The organism is Paenibacillus sp. SAFN-117, from assembly GCF_051966115.1.
GTDB classification, from domain to species: Bacteria; Bacillota; Bacilli; order Paenibacillales; family NBRC-103111; genus Paenibacillus_L; species Paenibacillus_L residui.
On record NZ_JBQCLK010000026.1, the window covers coordinates 26,279 to 45,917 of the forward strand.

17 protein-coding genes are annotated in these 19,639 nt (G+C 49.0%); 7 read left to right on the plus strand and 10 right to left on the minus strand.

All coding sequences use genetic code 11. The features are described 5' to 3' along the window. The first annotated feature begins 161 nt into the window (after nt 1-161). The 5 genes from ACTHRH_RS16970 to ACTHRH_RS16990 all read left to right on the plus strand — a co-directional run bounded on the left by ACTHRH_RS16970 (nt 162) and on the right by ACTHRH_RS16990 (nt 4,541). Entirely contained in the window at nt 162-710 is a 549-nt protein-coding gene (locus tag ACTHRH_RS16970) for a sigma-70 family RNA polymerase sigma factor (RefSeq protein ID WP_379289409.1), read from the plus strand. Then, complete coding sequence (locus ACTHRH_RS16975; protein ID WP_379289411.1) at nt 697-1,656, plus strand: DUF4179 domain-containing protein; 960 nt, start codon at nt 697-699, stop codon at nt 1,654-1,656. The genes ACTHRH_RS16970 and ACTHRH_RS16975 overlap by 14 nt, the downstream gene beginning before the upstream one ends. 683 nt (nt 1,657-2,339) lie before the next feature. After that, nucleotides 2,340-3,026 carry an FAD-dependent thymidylate synthase gene (thyX, locus tag ACTHRH_RS16980; RefSeq protein ID WP_440416693.1) on the plus strand — a complete coding sequence of 229 codons (687 nt, stop codon included), beginning with the start codon at nt 2,340-2,342 and terminating at the stop codon, nt 3,024-3,026. A 663-nt stretch (nt 3,027-3,689) separates the two neighbouring features. Next, on the plus strand, nt 3,690-4,004 hold the full coding sequence (locus ACTHRH_RS16985; protein WP_440416695.1) for a PadR family transcriptional regulator: 315 nt from the start codon (nt 3,690-3,692) through the stop codon (nt 4,002-4,004). Beyond that, nucleotides 4,005-4,541 (plus strand): DUF2812 domain-containing protein, encoded by a 537-nt coding sequence (locus ACTHRH_RS16990; RefSeq protein ID WP_440416697.1) that lies wholly within the window; start codon nt 4,005-4,007, stop codon nt 4,539-4,541. Nucleotides 4,542-5,059: 518 nt separating this feature from the next. Here ACTHRH_RS16990 and ACTHRH_RS16995 read toward each other — a convergent pair. The 6 genes from ACTHRH_RS16995 to ACTHRH_RS17020 all read right to left on the minus strand — a co-directional run bounded on the left by ACTHRH_RS16995 (nt 5,060) and on the right by ACTHRH_RS17020 (nt 11,402). Continuing rightward, nucleotides 5,060-5,527 carry a GNAT family N-acetyltransferase gene (locus ACTHRH_RS16995; protein ID WP_440416737.1) on the minus strand — a complete coding sequence of 156 codons (468 nt, stop codon included), beginning with the start codon at nt 5,525-5,527 and terminating at the stop codon, nt 5,060-5,062. Between the two features lie 251 nt (nt 5,528-5,778). Further along, on the minus strand, nt 5,779-6,717 hold the full coding sequence (locus ACTHRH_RS17000; RefSeq protein WP_260982156.1) for an AraC family transcriptional regulator: 939 nt from the start codon (nt 6,715-6,717) through the stop codon (nt 5,779-5,781). Between the two features lie 83 nt (nt 6,718-6,800). Next, nucleotides 6,801-7,994 (minus strand): acyltransferase family protein, encoded by a 1,194-nt coding sequence (locus ACTHRH_RS17005; RefSeq protein ID WP_144939473.1) that lies wholly within the window; start codon nt 7,992-7,994, stop codon nt 6,801-6,803. Nucleotides 7,995-8,128: 134 nt separating this feature from the next. Continuing rightward, the gene (locus tag ACTHRH_RS17010) at nt 8,129-9,040 is read right to left on the minus strand and encodes a carbohydrate ABC transporter permease (RefSeq protein ID WP_144939471.1); all 912 of its coding nucleotides are present in this window, start codon (nt 9,038-9,040) and stop codon (nt 8,129-8,131) included. Nucleotides 9,041-9,043: 3 nt separating this feature from the next. Beyond that, the gene (locus ACTHRH_RS17015; protein ID WP_144939469.1) at nt 9,044-9,985 is read right to left on the minus strand and encodes a carbohydrate ABC transporter permease; all 942 of its coding nucleotides are present in this window, start codon (nt 9,983-9,985) and stop codon (nt 9,044-9,046) included. 112 nt (nt 9,986-10,097) lie between these two features. Continuing rightward, a complete protein-coding gene (locus ACTHRH_RS17020) occupies nt 10,098-11,402 on the minus strand; it encodes an ABC transporter substrate-binding protein (RefSeq protein ID WP_144939467.1) in 1,305 nt (434 codons plus the stop codon). A gap of 583 nt (nt 11,403-11,985) precedes the next feature. Here ACTHRH_RS17020 and ACTHRH_RS17025 point away from each other — a divergent pair. Together ACTHRH_RS17025 and ACTHRH_RS17030 are read left to right on the plus strand one after the other, a co-directional pair. Beyond that, nucleotides 11,986-14,622, plus strand: a complete 2,637-nt coding sequence (locus ACTHRH_RS17025) for a hypothetical protein (protein ID WP_440416700.1) — start codon at nt 11,986-11,988, stop codon at nt 14,620-14,622. 316 nt (nt 14,623-14,938) lie between these two features. Continuing rightward, the gene (locus ACTHRH_RS17030; protein ID WP_440416702.1) at nt 14,939-15,427 is read left to right on the plus strand and encodes a GyrI-like domain-containing protein; all 489 of its coding nucleotides are present in this window, start codon (nt 14,939-14,941) and stop codon (nt 15,425-15,427) included. A gap of 340 nt (nt 15,428-15,767) precedes the next feature. Here the strand turns inward: ACTHRH_RS17030 and ACTHRH_RS17035 are convergent, their stop codons facing one another. The 4 genes from ACTHRH_RS17035 to ACTHRH_RS17050 all read right to left on the minus strand — a co-directional run bounded on the left by ACTHRH_RS17035 (nt 15,768) and on the right by ACTHRH_RS17050 (nt 19,376). Further along, nucleotides 15,768-16,562, minus strand: a complete 795-nt coding sequence (locus tag ACTHRH_RS17035; RefSeq protein ID WP_144939461.1) for an ABC transporter ATP-binding protein — start codon at nt 16,560-16,562, stop codon at nt 15,768-15,770. Further along, nucleotides 16,562-17,512 (minus strand): ABC transporter permease, encoded by a 951-nt coding sequence (locus ACTHRH_RS17040; protein ID WP_379289432.1) that lies wholly within the window; start codon nt 17,510-17,512, stop codon nt 16,562-16,564. The genes ACTHRH_RS17035 and ACTHRH_RS17040 overlap by 1 nt, the downstream gene beginning before the upstream one ends. Before the next feature lie 81 nt (nt 17,513-17,593). Further along, a complete protein-coding gene (locus tag ACTHRH_RS17045) occupies nt 17,594-18,646 on the minus strand; it encodes an ABC transporter substrate-binding protein (protein WP_144939460.1) in 1,053 nt (350 codons plus the stop codon). A 127-nt stretch (nt 18,647-18,773) separates the two neighbouring features. Further along, the gene (locus ACTHRH_RS17050; protein ID WP_144939458.1) at nt 18,774-19,376 is read right to left on the minus strand and encodes a pentapeptide repeat-containing protein; all 603 of its coding nucleotides are present in this window, start codon (nt 19,374-19,376) and stop codon (nt 18,774-18,776) included. Nucleotides 19,377-19,639 lie beyond the last annotated feature (263 nt).

Here is a 19,639-nt window from a genome sequence, read left to right on the forward strand (position 1 = left end):
GCAATTCCCCGATGCACTCCGTGACTCAAAAGCCAGAATGTTCGGAGTCGTTAATGGACCCCAAAATCAAGTAAGTAAACCGCGGCATCGTGGTTTTTATTTTTTTTTGATGGAATGAACCTTTTTAGTTGCTCGTGACTCTTAGTAACAGAGGTGAAGACATGGATGTAGTTAATGTAGTTAAGAGAGCCAAAAAGGGGGACAAGGAAGCTTTACTTCAATTGATTTTAGCAGAAAAAGAAGCGTATTATCGGCTAGCTTATTTCTACATGAGAAATGAAGCGGATGCCATGGATGCCTTGGAGGAAATGATCGTGAGGCTTTATGAGCGGATCGGCCAATTGAAGAAAGAAGAGTCCTTTTACACCTGGAGCAAGACCATTCTGGTCAATCAATGTAAACGCTCGTTGAAAAGAAACAATAAAGTAATCCCATTAGGAGATCAGCTAGATGTGAAAAAGGGGCACATCAACTCTACCGGAATATCCGATTACCACCAAGTGGAAGAGCAGATGGATCTGCAAGCACTACTGACCCATCTGAACGCAGACCAGCGTGAAGCTATTCAACTCAAATATTATCATGATCTGGACTATGGTTCGATTGCTGCGATGACCCGCGTTTCAACGGGAACGGTCAAATCAAGAATTTATCAAGGCCTTCAGAAACTGAAAGCTTTATACGGGAGGAATACAGATGAGCAATATTGAAGATCGGTTGTTGGAAGAGAAAGTGCGGTTAAATGAACTTTCCGCCCCTGAAGAGTTGGAAGCAAGATTAAGAAAGGCGTTAAACACCGCAGTTTCCAGAAGAAAAGCGAAATGGAAGGCAAAAAGAAGTTGGACAATCGCGGCAGCAGTCCTTGCGATTATGCTGTTCGCGGGCAACCAATATCATGCGTTAGCCTATTATGGCAGGATGCTACTCGGCTTTGACAAAGCCGTATACGACACGCTTAGCGAACTTGACAAGCAGGAGAAGGGGCAAGCTCTTAACGAGCGGTTCCAACTCGAGGACGGTACAATGCTTACCATCAACGGCCTTATGTCGGATGAAAATCAGTTTATCTTGTACTATACCTTGAGCAACCCGGATGGACTTCGGAGTTACGATGGTTTTGATCCTATTGGAATTAAAGGTTTTCAAACGGATTCCTCCAATATAAAAGGCGGAGCAACATCGGGGCCAACCGGAGGGGTTACCGAGACCAAAGGATACTTGGCTTTTGATCCGGTCAGCCCGCTTGCAAAGAAATTAACGCTTACGTATTGGTATAAGCTGCCGGAAAGTGATCAAAGACAGGTGGGACAAGTTACGTTCCCTTACCGGCCGGATGAAGCCATGCCTACTAAGATTAAACAATCCGTAAATGTTACCGTTAATGATCAAAAGATAACCATCGGCACGATCACCGCAACTCCGACGATGACCTTAATTGAAGGTACTCTTGCAGTGGAAAATGACCAACTGAAACAAGCAGTACTGAACGGAATAGATCTGATCGCCAATGGAGATTCGGTACCCATATTCAGCAGCGCATGGCAGTATACGACCGGAGCATTTTCAATGAAGTTTGATGCCCTCCCGGAAAATCTTCATTCCTTGCAACTTATCCTAAAGAAAACGGGTGAAACAGTGCAGATACCGGTGAATTAATAATGTCATCGTCTTAGTGTGTCAGAATGGTGTTAAAGATTCAGGGGGCTTTTTTTGAAGTGAGGAAGCAATATAAATCCGGTGATTTTCTTGGCCAGGAAGTTTGAAACATATTGTTATCAAATTGCTTTTTATATACTCAAACTTCGCAGCTTGAAATAGGCAGATAAGCCTTGAGATAACTGGGCAAACCTGCAATCCATGCAATCCATGCTTTATTTATCAAGGGTTTATAACCAATTTCGCTCTGCGAAGATTGAGACGAAAACTTATAAAAAGTTTTATTTTTCATCAGACATTAACGGTTTGGTAGAACAGTAACTTCTCCAAAGGCCTCAATAATAGCTTTTTATTCTAACGAACAAAGATGCGTATTTCCTAGATTTCTTGTTTTTCCAAATAAGACTTTCCAAGCCCGTAACGTTGCCGAAAATTATATGCTATAATGCTTCCAAGGATACCCCTGTTATAGTTGGTGAGGCTAGTGGATAAGAGCGTTATCCCGTCAAACATTTCTACTTCGTTTCCAGTTAACTGCGGCGATTAAGTTCCCCTCCCAACCTCAGACGGAGAAAACCGCTACGGGTACCGGCAGGCCAGTTGACGTAGAGCCCAAGTAGTTCTGCCAAGAACGCATTGCCTGATGCCGGTAGTCGATCAGTTTATATAGAGGAGTGCTATATATGAAAATCAATGTACTGGACCGCGGGTATGTCCGCCTGGTCGATCGTATGGGAGGAGATCTGGCTGTTGTTAACAGCGCCAGAGTCTCCTATGCCAAGGAGTCTAAACAACTAACCGATAAAGATGTCAAGCTGATTAAGTTTCTGGCACGCGAGGGGCATATGTCGCCTTTCCGCCATGCGACCGTTCAACTGGAATTTTATGCTCCGCTGATGGTAGCTAGACAGCACTGGAAATATGTCGTTGGGAGCGACCATACGATGGACGCGTGGAACGAAGCCTCCCGGCGTTACATAACGATTGATGTAGAGAACTATATCCCCCAACCGCTCGAGTGGAGAAGCAAGCCGGAGCATTCCAAGCAGGGGAGCGGAGAACCGGTAGACGAATCCATCGGCAGAGAAGCGACGGAACGGCTGCTTCGCCAGATTGAGCAAGGAATCAAGGATTACGAATGGGCGCTGGAGAGCGGGATCGCTGCCGAACAAGCACGTCTGCTCATTCCTTCCGCATACGGCATGTATACGGCTTATTACTGGACGGCTTCGCTGCAATCAGTCAGTCATTTTCTAAACCAGCGGCTGGCCCACGACTCGCAATATGAAATTCAGGAATATGCCAAAGCGGTATATGAACTGGTCAAGCCGTTGTTCCCTGTCTCTCTGGAAGAGCTGCTTAAATCGTAGCCAAGTTGCAAAAGAAGATAGAGCTGATCGCCATTGTTAATCGTCCTTCCCTTGATAAATGGAACAATGAAACTATAAAAAAGGGCTCAATCTCAAAATCAGTGCTTGATTTTCTACCTGCGGAATAACTAACTGGTCATCTGCCCGGCTCCCGTCCGGTTTCAATCTCGCTAACGAATCTGGGTAACGTTATTGATTTAAAAATGATGCCGTTTCAAATATAACGAAACTCACAATCGTTATTTGGGCGAAATCCTGCTCCATAGCCTTCTTTTTTGGTCAATAGCGATATGGAGTTTCGTAAGAAAATGGAAAAGAGCCGTTTTGCCCGAATAACGTTTCCAGGTTTCGTAACAAAATGCATTTTGTTTACCCCATACTCCGCCGCACACGTTGGAGTGAAATGTTACCCCGCCACATCCTGCTTCATAAAGAGCAGTGCCTGATCGGATGGCCCAGCATCAAAACCAATATGTTTACCCCATTCCTTTGCCCGTATAGTTATTATGGAGCCACGGATTTCTTTCAAACACTGATTATGGTTTTGAGCCTAAAAAAATGAACAAACTTTTGCTTTGTTCATTTTTTTCTTGTTTTTTATATCATTAAGTGATATATTGTTTTTAGGATATATCACTTAATGATATAAAGTGAGGGAATTACATGAAGTCATTAGATCAATTAACGGATTCGGTTTTTTATATCATGGCGGGGTTTATCCAGCCTAGGCATGGTTATGCGGTAATGAACTTAATTGAGGAAATTACAGAAGGTCAAGTTGTGGTTGGTCCTGCTTCGTTATATACGATTATAAAGAAATTAATGAAGGAGTCCTATATTGAGCTTTATGACGATTCAGATTCACGAAGGAAGATATATGTACTGACAAGCAAAGGAAGAAACGTATTAATGCAGGATATTGAAAGACGTAAGAAGATGGTGGAATTTGCGGAACAAGAATTAGAGGAGGATAAGTAAATGAGGGAAACAAAACATGTTATATCGAACGGAATTGCGTTTTCAGAAAAGAAGGACCTTGAAATGCTGCGCAAAGAAGCAGCAAATGGATGGATTGTGAAGAGATTTAAAAAGATGGGATACGAATTTGAAAAAGGGAACCCGGAGGACGTCATATTTAGCATCGATATAAGGGAATTGGAAGAAGAAGAGTTAGACGAATATATCGAGTTATTCGAGACTGCCGGGTGGACGCATATATTTTCCCATTATGACATGCATTTATTTAAAGCTTTACCGGGCGCGAAACCGATTTATACGGATAAGGAATCGAAGGTTGGAAAGATCGAGCGTCTTCAAAAATCGGTCGGTCCGGCTGCAGCCATTTCCTCGTGTGCTATGGTGGGAAGTTACATTATACAAGAGATTGCATCCGGTACGCTTAGCAATGTATTTCGTGTAGTGTTTTTCATATCGGTTGTCATCGCAGTACCAATGATAATGACTTTTTTAGCGACGATGTATCATTCAATAAAAAGTAAATATGTTAACAAGTAAGATAAGCGAGCCCCCCTGATCTGCTTTTCGTCAGGCCAGAGCTTTGATGCAGCAGGGTGCCCGTCAAAAAAAGCAGACTGTTTCCCGCAGGGACGGTCTGCTTTTGACTTGTGCCGGTGAACGAGGATAACCGAGCGGCTGAGACTGTCGATTAATGGAATACTACCAAAGATCATGCGAAAATCCTGCACGGTTTGGTTTTAACGGACCCCAAAGACCTTAATCGCTCCAAAAGGGCCTTTCGGTCATTTTAACGGAACCAGATGACCTTATTCCCAAGAAATGCCCGCACAAGTAGGAGAATTCTAAGCAATAAGCGCAACTGTTTCCGTTAGTCTGAAAAACACATCTATTTTGACGAAATAAGGTCTCCCAGATCCGTTACGTTTTCGCTCTTGGACTTTTCACTAGTCAACATCCTGTTGAACGCCTTTCCCACTATGAATCGACAGCCTCCGGCTATCTGTCAAAACAGCGGCCCACTGCTTACTGCAGACATATCGACCCGCTCATTCAACTTATTCCGCATTATTATGCAAGTCTTGGGACAAGCGAATCATATCCCGGCACGGAATGCCGTTCTCCACTATCTCCATCGGGTAATGCCGGATGAAAAAATCCCGGTCTACTCCTGTAATCCGGAAGCCGCATTTCTGATAGAGCGCCAATTGAGCCACACTTGAATTGCCGGTCCCTACCTCGATGGTCCATGCTCCTTCCTCTCTTGCGGTTCGGACGGCATGAAGCACCAATTGCTTGCCTATCCCACGCCCATGCCTGCTCTCCTCCACCGCGACATTAACCAGCTCCACCGTTTCCGGCCGGGTGGGGATCAGCACATAAACCCCGATGACCGCACCATCCTCCTCGGCCACATAGCACTTCCCTCTTCCAAGGTATCCTTCCACGATATCCCGCGACGGGTCGGCCAGCAGCAGCAATTCCATAGGCGGCTCTTCGCCGCTGCCAAGAGGGCGGATAATGATTTCGTTCATAGTCTTGTCATCTCCTCAACATTGACTATACCAGAAGCGGGGCATGCCAGAAAGAGGAATCTCATTGTTCAACTATCTATGTATCATGACTTGTACCGAGAGCCCGATCATCTTCTTTGCCAATAAAGGGAGCACATTTCCCGCAAAATAACGCTGCCTCTATTCTTGAAATAAGAACCGGCTATGACCGTCTGATTCAAAGCCCCACCCGGTTTACACTACATCGTAAGAGCTTGCTAAAGCTACTCCTTCATAGCATTCTTTTTATAATAGGAAGGCGACACTCCCGTATGCTTCTTGAAAATCCGGGAGAAATACGTCGGATCGTTAAATCCGACCCAGAAGCAGACATCGGTAATGGACAGGTCGGATAGCAAAAGAAGCTCGGTTGATTTGCGTACACGAAGATCAATTAAGTATTCGTTAAACGTTTTGCCCGTGAAATATTTAAACAGATAACAGAAATACGTCTTGGAAAGCATCGCCAGCTTGCAAATTTGCTCCAGCCGGATTTCCTCCTGGTAGTGATTATGAATATATTCCACGGCTTTGGCGATGACATGGCGGTATTTATGCAGCTTGACGTCCATGCCCGGCATCGATTCCTTCGTATATTCCCTTATAATAAGCGAGAGAAGCTTGAGCAAATTCCCTTTGAGCAGCAGCTCAAAATAAGGCTTCTGCGTAGTATACTCCTCGTACATTTCCTCCAGCAGCTTTTTCACTTCCAGATCGTTGCTCCCGGTTAAAGCCACCTTCGGAATGATTTCGTTCTCATCGACCAGAAAATGCTCCAAGTACGCAAAGTCAAAAAAATCTTTGGAAAAAGGAAACTGTCCGAACCGATCGTTAATAAAGTGAGGAAGAAATTCGCATCCGATGATCTGCATCTGCTTCCCGGGAACGATCTCTACCCGGTGAACCGCGAAAGGAGGGATGACAAATAAGTTGCCTTGAACCATTTTGTACTTTTTACGATTGACGGAATGGAGAAATTCACCCTTCAGCACATACCAAATCTGAAAATAATCGTGGGTATGGTCGTAAATGTTGCCGAATTTTTCATCGATTTTATACAGCTTGCACGGATGGTTCTCCAGAAACTCGATCTTGGAATGAAAGAAGATCACTCCCTGCTTCGATAGTTCGTCATGCTTCTTATTAGCCCATACATAGTTCAAGTTCATCACCCACTCGATGATTTTTGTAGGGGAACAACTACAAGGCTGGCACAAGCGGCAGGCCTGCGGAAGAGCCAAATATCCTAGGACTGGCGAAATGACTTCGAACCAGCTTGCCGGGCCCCGGAAACTTGCGGACGGCTCGGACGAAAATTTATTCGGGACAGCAGCCGGACGATAGGACCGTCTACGCCGATGTACATCAGATGGGCAAGAATAAAAATGAGCGGCATGGAGACTGCAGTGGTAAGTAGAACATTCCACCCGTAAGCCAGCCGGTCCGATAAGTGCAGGAACAGCAGGCTGGAAAAGCTGCACAACACCGCAAAATGAACCAAATATAACGAGAAGGATACGCGCCCCAAATATTCCAGCGGCCTGCTGGCGAACATCTTCTGTCCCAACCGGCTGCTCAGCATGACGGCCAATAGGAGGAAGGCGCCGATGGTACGATATGCAATCGCATTAGTCAATAATCCGCCGCCGATAGGAAGCCAGCCGTAGACCGTTCCGGCGGGATCGACATAAGGATATGATCCTAAATAAATGCCGGCTGCGGTCAGGCACGCCAATAGGACCTTGGAATGGATACGAATCCGGCTTCCGCTCCGGGAGTTCGCCAGGTCGCTAAGCAGCAATCCGAGCCAGAAGCCTAAATAGTAGGAATCGTGAAACCACAGGATTCCTGCGATATAGAGCAGGTAGCGGAAGCGGAAGGTTCCTGCGATAAGCAGCATCCCGAAGATGATGAAGGAACCGAACAGCTCATAAGTCATCGTCCACAGCACAGGATTATACGCCATGCCGTAGGTAAAGAACGTATGATACAGGCCCTGCTTAAGCAGCTCGGGAATACCCGGTATTACCATATACGGATCCGGCATTGTGGCCATCGTCAGATTGCGAACTTTGTCGTAATATCCCCAGCCGTTCACCATGACCAGATAGGCCAACAGAACCGAAACGAAGGCGGGCACGGCCAACCGGAAGTACCGCTTAACGAAACCGGCCATTACTATTCGTCTATCCTTCATGCGAAAAAATTTATAGCTGAGCACATATCCGCTCAGAACGAAAAACAGACAAACCGCGAAGTTACCGTTAAACAGCACATTGAGAGGGGTCTTGGGCACGATCCGGTCCCATGCGAAGTGGGAAAGCTCGGGCCGGTTCTCGAACACGGCCGGGACGAACACCTGCAAATAATGGGCGATAACGACGGCCAGAGCGGCAGCTCCGCGAACTCCATCAAGATAAGTTACTTTATTCCCTTTCACATGCCGGTCCTCCCTTATGCCGAACAAACCCCGGTCACCCCGGGGTTTGTTCGAATAGTCTGTATGCGTCCCTGCTTCCGCCCGAATGCGATGCCGAGGTCATCCGCATGGGGTCACGGAACGGGTCTGGTTGGTTACTTGAAACCGGTCAGCGCCGAACCGGCTTTCATGAAATATTTCTGGCCGAAGAAGTACAAGAGCACCATGGGCACGGTGAAAATGGCGGATGCCGCCATAAGCAGCTCCCATTGAGCCCCGTGATCCTGAAGGAATCCCTGCAGACCCACTGTAATGGTCCATTTGGCATTATCGTTCAAATAGATGAGCGGCCCCATGAAATCGGTGTAGGTGCCCACGAATGTAAACAGCACGATCGTCATCAGCGGAGGCTTAAGCATCGGCATAATAATCTGGATGTAGATGCGCAGCTCCGAGGCACCATCCATCTTCGCCGCTTCGGATAGCTCGCGGGGAATTCCCATCATGAACTGCCGCAGCAGAAAAATGTAGAACGGGGCTCCGAAGAAGCTGCCGATCGTCAGCGGCAGGAACGTATTGATCCACCCCAGCTTCGCAAAGATGATGTATACCGGAATCAATTGGACCTGAGCCGGCAGAATCATTGTGGCAACGACCAGCGAGAAAATGATGCCCCGGCCCTTCCATGGAATTTTCGAGATCGAATAGGCCACAAGCGGAGCCGAGAATAATTGGCCCACGATATTGATGGCGCACAGCAGCAGAGTATTCCCCATGTAGCGAAAGAAAGGGATCGCTTCAATAGCCCCTATATAATTGCTCCAATGCCATTCCTGCGGGAAGAAGGAAGGCGGGATTTTGAAAATTTCCTCCGGGGTTTTCAGCGATGTCAGGAATAGCCAAAGGAAAGGAAACAGAAAGACGGCTCCAAGCAAGGCAAGCAGAACATGCGGTATGACGGGACTGCGCAGCAGCCCGGCCTTCCGGGAGGAACCGGTCTGCGGAGATCTGCTTAATTCAGGAGGAGCGGAGCGGCCGGCTCCTGCTCCGGAAGATCGTGCGTCCATAATCTATTCCCCTCCGTAATACACCCAACGGGCGGATGTTTTGAGCAGCACCATCGTAATCAGAACGACGATGACGAACAGAATCCAGGCCAGCGCGGAGGCGTACCCCATCTTCAAATACATAAACGCCGTCTGGTACAAATACACCGAATAGAACAGTAAGGATTGATCGGGGCCACCCAGGCTCCCCGTGTTGCCCCCGGTCAGAATGAACGATTCGGTAAAGATTTGGAATGCGCCGATCAATCCCATAATGAGCTGGAACAAGATGATGGGAGAGAGCCCCGGCAGCGTAATGTGTCGAAATCGATGCCACATGTTGGCGCCGTCGATCGAAGCCGCTTCGTAAAACTGCTGGGGAATCCCCTGCAGAGCGGCCAGGAAAATAAGCGATCCTGCGCCGGAGCCCCACAGTCCCATCAGAATAAGCGAGGGCTTGGTGAAGGCAGGATCCAAGAGCCAGGCCGGATCAGGCAAACCCAGCGCCCGCAGAACGGAATTGATGATTCCGTAGTCGGGGTTAAGCAGCCAGGTCCACAGAATGGCATTGGCAACTACAGGAATCACTGCCGGCAAGTAATACACCGTCCGGTATAAAGCGATCCCGCGCACCTTCACATTGAGCAGTTGGGCGATAAGCAGACTGCTGATCAGCCCTATCGGCATGGCGATGAACGCCATATAGAAGGTGTTCTGCAAGGATTTATAGAAGCTGGAATCCTGCAATATTTCCTTATAATTGTCCAGACCTATCCACTGCGGAGGATTGAACAGGTCATAGCTCGTAAAGCTGAAGTACAATGATCCGAAGAACGGATAGACGGTAAAGGCAAGGAAGCCGATGATCCACGGCAGAGCGAAAGCCAATCCGGTCCAGAACATACGCCTCTCCTTGCGGGTACTCCGCCTCGCTCCGCTGGCCGTGCCCGGTGATATGCTTCTCATGATCGGTCTCCTTTCTTCTCATTCTTTCCCCGCTTCTGTACCGCGTACAGTCCCCTTCGCGGCGCAGCGTTATTTTGCATGTATCGACCGTGCCAACCTGATCAATCGCAGCCTAGGGCTGAACCAGCGGCTGGATCTTCTCCTTGATCTGCTTCAGCCCTTCGTCGAGCTCAACCTTTCCTCTAAGAATATCGTTAAATCTCTTGGATATTTCGTCCATGTATTCATTCATGAACGGAAGGGACGGGAAGGAGCCCATATTCGGACTTTTGGCGTACTCGGTAAATTCCTTGAAGCCGGGCACATCGTTATAGGCCGGATCATCCAGCGCCGAGACCCGGGTCGGCAAATTGCCGATGGCCGCCGTAAATTTGACCATCTGCTCCTTCTCCGTCAGCCATTTCAAGAACTGCCATGATTCTTCGGGATGCTTGGCTCCCTTGGGAATATAAAACACGCTAGTGTTAATGTTGCCTGCATTCTTCCGCTCCGGCTTGGATTCATCATAAGGAATCGGGGCAATACCATAGTTCAGATTCGGAGCAAACTGCTTGATGAAGGTCGGAAGCCACTCTCCGTCAATGGCCATCGCATACTTGCCGGCGAACAACGGATTTTGGGCCGATTGGTATTTGCCCAGTGAAGCAGAGAACCGGTCCAGATTTTCGCTTCCGAATTTATCCCACAGCTCTTTGGAAAGCTGAACCGCCTGCTTGAAGCCCGGATCCTCGGGGGTGACTTCTTTCTTGTCCGGGTCCCAGAATTTGCCTCCGAATACTTGAGTGAACGTATAGGCGTCCGTTCCCGGCCATAAGCCGAGCCGCTCCAAGCGGCCATCCTCTTTAACGACACTCAGCTTGTCGATATATAATTTCAGATCGCTGATCGTCTCGGGAGGACCTTCCAGGCCGGCCTCCTTCAGCAAGTCTTTATTGTAGAACAGCATCGACACATGCATGGCGATAGGCAATGCGTAAGTTACACCTTCATACTGCGCAGTGGAAAGCGCGGACGGCACAAAGTCATTCAAATCAACCTGATCCCGCTTGATATATTCATCCAGCGGCTGCATCGCCCCCTTGACTCCCCAGGACGTCACATTCTGCCCGAATTGGGAAGCGATATCAGGCGGGTTGCCTCCGGTAATGGCGGTCAACTGCTTCTGATAATCGCTCTGGCTTAGCCCTTTCACTTGAATATGGTCATGAGTCTCGTTGAATTCTTTGATCAATTGTTCAAGTGCTTCGCCCTCAGGGCCAGTCCAGCCGTACCAGAAGCTGAGTTCCACCTTCTTGTCCTTACCGCCCGTTCCGGCATCGCCCTCTCCTCCCTCACCCGGCTCTTTGACGCCTCCCGACGAACACGCTGCTGCCGAAACAATAACCGCAGCGCTTAACAGCATGGCAATTTTACGCATGGGATGACCTCCTTTTAGTTTAGTGATTAACCGAAGATGCTAATTTATGATAACGCATACAATGTCAGGTTGTTTGAAAAATAATCCATTAAACTTGAATAATTGTCCAAATTTAGTTTATTTTTGGTTTATTTTTCTCCTATTGCACCGTTCCTAAGAAGGCTTCTCCCGCACTTCTTGCTGGTCTGATCTTCCCCCGCCGCCCGTGGACTTTTGTCCGAATTCATAGGCCTATCCGTTAAGAATTGCGGAAAACCGGCCATTTAAAGCGCCGCTTCCAATCGGCCCCTTGCTCAAGCTCCTTTCCCTGTCCTGCTTCATCCGGGCAGCCCGAGCATTGGGAATTCCTGCCTTCCGTTGAGAACTATAATGGCACTTTAAAACAAGTGAAGGGAGAGCTAAGAAGGAAGATGCTCGCGGCACAGCAACTTTGGATACGAAAGTAAATGGCTGGGGACAAATACGAAACGGATAAACTATGGTAATTTAGGGAGGATTTCGAAGAAAGGAGAATGAGTTTTCTATTTTGCAACCGCTTAATGAATACGATTTCAAACGATCATATCAAGGGAGATGATTATTCATGTGGAAGCCTCGCAAAACCATTCTGGCCATGCTCAGCGGCTGCCTGATCGCGGGCAGCTTGTTCGCAGGAGGAGCTTCCAGAGCAGAGGCCGCAGAGCAGCAGCTGCAGCCTATCGATCTGGGCTCTCCGATCCAAACCGTGCAGACTGTTGATGTGGCATTTGGCAAAGAAGAGGGAGCCAATGTCATTTATACAACGGTGTCAGGCAGCGCTTCAGGCGGTGCCCCGGCTATTTTCAACGTCATTGACATCGACAATCAGCAGCTGCTCCGCTCCTTCCCGCTGCCCGGAACCTCCAGCTCCTGGAGCCACGTCGTCACTCCGGATGGCCGCGTCTTCATCGGAGCTTCTGCCAAGATGTTCATGTATTCCCCGGCAACCGGGACGATTACTGATCTGGGCGTGCCGATCAAAGGCACCGAGTCCATCTGGGCGCTGACCTCCGATGAGAATGGCAACGTCTATGGAGGAATCTATTCCAAGTCGATAGGCGGAAGAGTGTTCCGGATCGATGCGAATACGCTGGAAATAACGGATTTGCTTGGCGGACGCGTTGATGACGGTACGACTCCCGGCGATGATGGCAAGCCCGAGGATTATGTTCGCTCGATCGCTTATTACCAAGGCCACGTCTATGCCGGAACCGGAAGCATCAATGGACGGGTATGGAAGATTAACCCGGCTACCGGAGAGAAGACCCAGCTCCAGCTGCCCGAGCCGGCAAGCCGACCGGAATATGGCGGCAAATACAATGCGATGGGGACGACCTACGGAATGACTGTCGTCGACCACTACCTGTTTGCGTTCTTCAACGGCCCTTTTGCCATGCTGGTGTACGATTTGGATAAAGAAGAATGGAAGGATACGATTATTACAAATGTTCGCGGGCTGCTGGCAGTTACGCCGGAGCATAACGGGAAGGTCTATACGTCCAAGAAAGACGGCCACCTCTATGAGATCGATGTCGAGACTCTGACCGAGAAGAAATCGATTCCGTTCGATAACTCCATTCGCAGCAGCGCTTGGCTGAAGGTGGCCAACCAGCCGGATTTCCCGGATACGGCCATGGTTACTATTTCTTATGACGGTAAAGTGCTTCTGCTTGATCCCGATAGCGGGAAAAAAGGCGTTATCCGCACTCTCGCGGAAGGTCAGGCCAACAATTTGCAGAGCTTGGAAACCGGTCCCGACGGCAAGCTCTATATCAGCAGCTATATGGGGACAATCGGGGCACAGTATGACCCGGCAACCGATACGTTCGTCCACTTCCCTCTCGGCCAGGCCGAAGGCATGGGAGCATTGGGCGACACGATGTATTTCGGGTTGTATCCGAAAGCGGATATAGCCGCATGGGATACTACACAGCCCTTGTCCTCCACCACAGGACCGAAATCCGTGTTCTATATCCCTGATGAACAGGATCGGCCGTTTATCGTCACCAGCGGAGGCGGCAAATTGTTCGTCGGCACCATTCCATTGTACGGCCAGCACGGAGGCTCCCTGACGATCTATGATCCGGAGGCTTCCCGCCAAGCAGGCCAACCCGTTGTTGAATCCTATCGCCATGTCGTAGAGAATCAGAGTATTGCGGGCCTTGCTTATAAGGATGGAAAAATATATGGTTCCACCACCATTAATGGCGGGCTGGGGGATGACCCGATCGCTTCCCGGGCCAAGCTGTTCGTATGGGATGTGGAAGGCAAGCAGAAGCTGACGGAGTTCGATCTGAAGCTGGACGGGTTAAACAGAGTACCGATGATCAGCGGGCTGACGGTCGGTCCCGAGGACGGTTTGATCTGGGGAGCGGCTAACGGAGTTCTGTTCGCTCTCGATCCTGACACTTTGGAAATCGTCAAGCATAAGAACATTTATCCGGAGATTGATAATTACGGTATGTGGCGCCCGGTTTATATTCGCTGGGGACAAGACGGATTTTTATATACCAATATAGCCGGCCGTTTAACGGTTGTCGATCCGCATACTCTGATGCATAAGCGGCTTGGGATCGACAGTCCCATGATTGCACTGGACTCGGAGGATAACTTGTATTTCGTACAGGCCACCCGGTTGAAGAAGCTGCCGAAAATCGAAACGGTCACCGGATTAACCTTGACGGTCCCCGAACAGCTTGCCGTTGGAGAGAAGCATTCCCTCGGCGTGACTGCCGATCTGTTCGGAGCTTCGGCAGATGTGACGGAACACGCCCGACTGACGGCATCGCCCGATGGAATAGTCGCGATTGAGAATGGGCAAATTCAGGCTTTGCGGCCCGGCACTGCCGAAATCACGGCTTCTTACGGGGATAAGAGTGTGACTCGAACCGTGCTTGTCCAGAATTCAGTGAAGGAGTTGGTATCCATAGAGGTCGCCTCTCCGGAGCGCGCATTGATAGTCGGCGAGGAATATCAGCTTCATGTAACCGCCGTCTATGCTGACGGAACCCGTGAGGATGTGACGGAACTAGCGTCCTACACCGTCAAGAAAGGCCCGGGTTCGGTCGAACTGACCCCGGAAGGCCTGATTCGTACCGTTAAACCGGGAACCGGACATATTACCGTGAAATATGAATCGGAATCCGCCCAGTTCAAGGTACAAGTTCGTCCGGCCCAATCGCAAAACGGGAACAAACGATAGTAAGAGTACCCATCACGGTTTGATGAAATAGACTTCAAGTTAAACGTACATAGGGATGTCCGCTGTTGAAAATTGCCGCGGACGTCCCTTTTTGTCTATAACGGCTAAACTTATCGCACCTTCCCCCGCCTTATCCCCTTGCAAACCGCCGACAAATCACTTTACACAGGAACACTTGTTTGTTATTCTACAAGAAGAATCGGCTATCGGCGTCCTGCCAAGGACGTACAGTTTGTCGATGAAAGTATGCAGATACTTATAGACAACTATACGGTAGAAGAATAACAACTATTTTCATATGAAGGAGACATCGTCTATGGCAACTCCCAGAATGATATCGAAAGAGGAGCTCCGGTTCATCGGAATATCCGTGCGCACCAGCAATCAGCGTGAAGCCTCCAACGAGGCCTTGATTCCGGGCTTATGGCAGCAATTTTATGAAGAACAGGTAATGAACCGAATCCCTAATTCATTGAACCCCGGCGTCACTTATGGAGTCTATACAGACTACGAGAACGGAGCATCCGGAATGTACTCCATATTGTTAGGCTGCCAAGCGAGCTCTACCGATCCTGTTCCCGAAGGAATGACCGCGTGTACTATACCCGCTTCGAAATATGCGGTATTCACAACGGAAAGAAGAGATATCTCGAAGGTTGTCCCCCGGCTGTGGCAGGAAATATGGGAGTGGGATCGTACACATTCACTGCGTTCTTTCACCGGCGACTTTGAATATTACGACGCCAGATGCCAAGATCCCGCCAACGCACAAGTAGATATCTATATTGCTCTGAAAAATTCCTAGGAGGAGATTACAATGCCGTTACGTGAGGAAGAATGGGACTTCTTCAGATTAACAAGCAAGGCTGGGATAAGGTGGGCCGACCAGTTTTTTGAAGGAACATTTTGAGACTCTTGACTATGGTCCCTATGCTCCGGCGGAGAAGAACTGAAGCTGTTCGGAGATATTCGGAATCAGGTAGGAAAAAAGCCTCTATCCCCACCTTTGGCGGTATTGGAGGCTTCTTTGCTTATAATTTGGAGCCGGACCGTCCTTATAACCTTGTGGGCCGGCCCCGAAATAGCGGGATTAACCGCTGCCGAAACTAGCCGGTCACGGAGACATGGTCTCTTTGAATAATGATTTACCCGAGAACCACCCGATCGTCCGCCAGCTTAACTCCGCGTATTCTTTCAAATTCCTGCAGCAATCTTTCCACCGTCAAATTTTTCTTCTCTTCGGCGGGTACATCGAGAATAATTCTTCCCTTATCCATCATAATCAACCGATTGCCCAGTCGAATCGCCTGCTCCATGTTATGGGTAACCATCAATGTCGTTAACTTGGATTCTTCTACGATTTCCTTGGTCAATCGTGTAATCAGCTCGGCACGGGAAGGATCCAATGCGGCCGTATGCTCATCCAATAGCAAAATATCCGGCTTGGTAAAGGTCGACATAAGCAAGCTGAGCGCCTGCCTTTCTCCCCCGGACAACAGACCGACTTTGGCGGTTAACCGATTTTCCAGCCCGATCCCCAGCCGCTGAAGCTGCTCCCGGAATAGGGCCTTCTTCTTGGAATTTACACCCAGGCTGAGCCCGCGGCCTTTATTCCTGGCATAAGCCATCGCCAAATTTTCTTGAATGCTCATATGGGGGGCGGTTCCCGCCATCGGGTCCTGGAAAACTCTGCCGATCCATCGGCTTCTGCGATGCTCCGGCAGCATTTCGACCGACCGGCCGCCAATTTGTATCCTGCCCGTGTCCGGCAGGAGTACTCCCGAGATCATATTCATCAATGTAGACTTTCCCGCGCCGTTGCTTCCGATAATCGTTACGAAATCCCCCGGATTCAAGTGAAGATTTATTTGGGAAAGCGCCGCCTTCTCATCAGGAGTTCCGGGGTTAAACAGTTTCGATACCTGTTCCACTCTCAGCATTATCGTCCACCTCCGCTTACTGTCTGCCCGGCGCCGTCCTTCTCCAGCTGCATAATTCTTTTGCGTGCCAGCGATTTGGCCTTGAAAGAATTTCTAATCATAGGCAGAGTTAATGCCAAGATAACAATAAGCGCCGTCAGCAGTTTTAAATCGGACGCCTTCAACCAGCTCATTTGCAAACCGAGCGCATAGACGAAGCGGTAAACGATCGAGCCAAGAACCGCCGCCAACGTCGCTATGATAACCCTTCTGGCGCCAAACAGCGTCTCCCCGATGATGACGGAAGCGAGCCCGATAACGATCATCCCTATTCCCATCGTCGTATCCGCAAATCCGGATTGCTGCGCAACCAACGCCCCCGATAAGGCCACTAATCCGTTCGATAAGCTGACCCCGACAATCGTCGTCGTATCCGTATTGGCCCCGAAGCTGCGGATCATACGCGAGTTATCTCCCGTTGCCCTTAAAGCCAATCCGAAATCAGTGTAAAGAAACCAATCCAGCAGCAGCTTGACGATAAGAACAATGACGACCAGCACGATAATAATATTCCAGGTTTGGCTTAGAAACGGGATGAGGTTGCCGAGATTGCTGAACACGGTCTTCTCACCCAACAAAGAAATATTCGGCTTGCCCATTATTCTTAAATTAATGGAGTATAAGGCTATCATCATTAATATTCCGGAAAGCAGGCCGTTAATTTTCCCTTTGGTATTCAGCAGACCCGTGCACGCTCCGGCCAGCATTCCGCCGGCAAAAGCGCAAACGGTAGCCAGCAGGGGGGAATATCCGCTAGTAATCATAATTGCGGCGATGCCGCCCCCTGTTGTAAAACTGCCGTCCACCGTCAAATCGGGGAAATTCAATATTCTAAACGTAATATAAACACCAAGAGCCATCAGTGCATATAGCAAACCGAGCTCGATAGAGCCCAAACCAGCCGATAGCAGCCTTTCAATCACGATGTAAACCCTCCTGCCAACAGAATAAGGAGCGGGGACCATATAGGATCAGCCGCTCCCTGTCATGCTTTATTTCGAATCATTCAAAATGTTGTTTTTATCCTGAACCTTGTTTCTCATGGAGTCGGTAATTTCCACTCCTTGATTTTTGGCGGCTTCTACATTAATAATCAGGTCGAGCTTATCCGGGAGAGTTACCTTCATATCTCCGGGATTGGCGCCGTTCTTCAAAATTTCGACAGCCATCTCTCCGGCTTGGTAGCCATGATCATAGTATTTGAAGCCGTAGGTCGCGATCGCGCCTTTCTCCACCGTATCCCGGTCGCTGGAGAAGAAAGGAATCTTCTTGTCGTTAGCTACTTGGATGATCGCGTCTGCCGCGCTGACTACGGTGTTGTCCAGTGCGATAAAGATGGCATCCGCATTTCCAACGAGCGATTCCGCCGCCTGCTTCACTTCAGAAGTGTTCGTGGCGGCTCTCCGAATCAATTTAATATCATGCTTCTTCAACGCTTCCTCCGCCTTGTCGATCATAACTACGGAATTCGGCTCTCCTTCGTTAACGACCGATCCGACCGTCTTCACATCGGGAAACTCCGCGGCGATAAAATCCATCAGCTTGACAATGGCTTCCGGATTGTAATCGGCAGATCCGCTAACATTGCCGCCAGGCTTGTCCATATTGGATATCAGCTTGGCTCCGAGCGGATCGGAAACTCCCGCGAACAGCACCGGAGTGTCTTTAACCTGCTGGACGATGGCCTGCGAGGTAGAAGTAGCAATGGACAGAATCAGGTCTTTCTTGTCGCCAGCCATTTTTTGCGCAATAGACAAGTTGTTAGGCGGCTCATTCTGGGCATTCTGATAATCCAGCTCCATGTTCTTGCCGTCTTCGTACCCATTATCCTTCAGAGCGGCCAGGAAGCCCTCGCGAATCGCATCCAGAGACGGGTGCTCTACCAGCTGAGCAATTCCGACTTTAACCGTTTGGGTTTGTTCCGGTTTGGATTCACCTGCACCTTCCGGCTTCGGCGACGCTCCCCCTGAATTGCCCTGTCCTCCGCATGCAGAGAACAGAAGCGGCACTGCAATCATTAATGGAAATAATTTTCTAAGTTTCATCTTTATGCCCTCCCCTTATTCGTTTAAACTTTCAACGCACAAAAGCATTACAGTTATCTTATTATGCTTTCCGGTGCCCGTCAATCGTTGAACAATTAGTTTTTTCATCCTTTTTTGGTTCGATGTCCTAATCAATTAATGCCCCATAGGACCTTGCTACGAAGACAGCCTGCAGCATATCCATCCGGACTCCGCGCAGATTAACCCCGGTAAAATCGATACCTTCCACAACAGCCTCTCGAAGATCCGCTCCTTTAAGCCTGGCCTGCTGAAAAATAACCCTCGTCAAATCGGCCCTGACAAATTTGGCCATCTCCAGATTGCAACCGTAGAAGTCTGCTTCTTTCAGCTTTGCTCCGCTAAAGTCTGTCTTCGGCAGCACATGATGGCGCATATGGATATAGGACCAGTCTCCCCCGAGAGGGGTCCATCCGGTAACCTGCGCCTCTTCGAAGACAGAGCCGGTCATTTTGCATTCTTCGAAGCGGGCCATAAAGAGATTGGTATGCCAGAACAAACTGTTCATGAACGCCGAACGGAAATGTGTTGATGCATTTAATTGCGCGGATGTAAAATTACACTCTATAAATTGACAGCTTTCCGTATTCAGCTCCTGAAGCCTTGCCCCGACGAAGCTGCAGCGAGTAAATCGGCTTCCTTTCAACTCCTGTCGCGTTAAGTCCATTCCGTCGAAATTTTCATTTGAATAGGTTTGGTGGCTGGCAAGCAAGCTGTTCCCTCCTGTCTCATATCGTTAGGATAAACAACAGCAGACCTTCACTCCATGTTTTTTATACCCTCACCCTCACGACAACCTTTGACATGGCAGACCGATTCTATTATACAGGTATAAGCTCAAAATGATAACACTTTCATTCATGGTTCCTGCGGGTATTGGGCCCTAGGGGATGAAACTGCCACATATAACAGTGAAGGCGCAACCGATAACCGATAGATACGGTATCGCTGCGCCAGTGACAATCAGCCTCCCGC

What these genes read in the sequence shown, in the direction of transcription:
- ACTHRH_RS17025 (WP_440416700.1), top strand. Translation starts at nt 11,986, where the DNA reads ATGTGGAAGCCTCGCAAAACCATTCTGGCCATGCTCAGCGGCTGCCTG.
- ACTHRH_RS16990 (WP_440416697.1), top strand. Translation starts at nt 4,005, where the DNA reads ATGAGGGAAACAAAACATGTTATATCGAACGGAATTGCGTTTTCAGAA.
- ACTHRH_RS17035 (WP_144939461.1), bottom strand. Translation starts at nt 16,562, where the DNA reads ATGCTGAGAGTGGAACAGGTATCGAAACTGTTTAACCCCGGAACTCCT.
- ACTHRH_RS17010 (WP_144939471.1), bottom strand. Translation starts at nt 9,040, where the DNA reads ATGGACGCACGATCTTCCGGAGCAGGAGCCGGCCGCTCCGCTCCTCCT.
- ACTHRH_RS16985 (WP_440416695.1), top strand. Translation starts at nt 3,690, where the DNA reads ATGAAGTCATTAGATCAATTAACGGATTCGGTTTTTTATATCATGGCG.
- ACTHRH_RS17030 (WP_440416702.1), top strand. Translation starts at nt 14,939, where the DNA reads ATGGCAACTCCCAGAATGATATCGAAAGAGGAGCTCCGGTTCATCGGA.
- ACTHRH_RS17045 (WP_144939460.1), bottom strand. Translation starts at nt 18,646, where the DNA reads ATGAAACTTAGAAAATTATTTCCATTAATGATTGCAGTGCCGCTTCTG.
- ACTHRH_RS17020 (WP_144939467.1), bottom strand. Translation starts at nt 11,402, where the DNA reads ATGCGTAAAATTGCCATGCTGTTAAGCGCTGCGGTTATTGTTTCGGCA.
- ACTHRH_RS16970 (WP_379289409.1), top strand. Translation starts at nt 162, where the DNA reads ATGGATGTAGTTAATGTAGTTAAGAGAGCCAAAAAGGGGGACAAGGAA.
- ACTHRH_RS17015 (WP_144939469.1), bottom strand. Translation starts at nt 9,985, where the DNA reads ATGAGAAGCATATCACCGGGCACGGCCAGCGGAGCGAGGCGGAGTACC.
- thyX (WP_440416693.1), top strand. Translation starts at nt 2,340, where the DNA reads ATGAAAATCAATGTACTGGACCGCGGGTATGTCCGCCTGGTCGATCGT.
- ACTHRH_RS16975 (WP_379289411.1), top strand. Translation starts at nt 697, where the DNA reads ATGAGCAATATTGAAGATCGGTTGTTGGAAGAGAAAGTGCGGTTAAAT.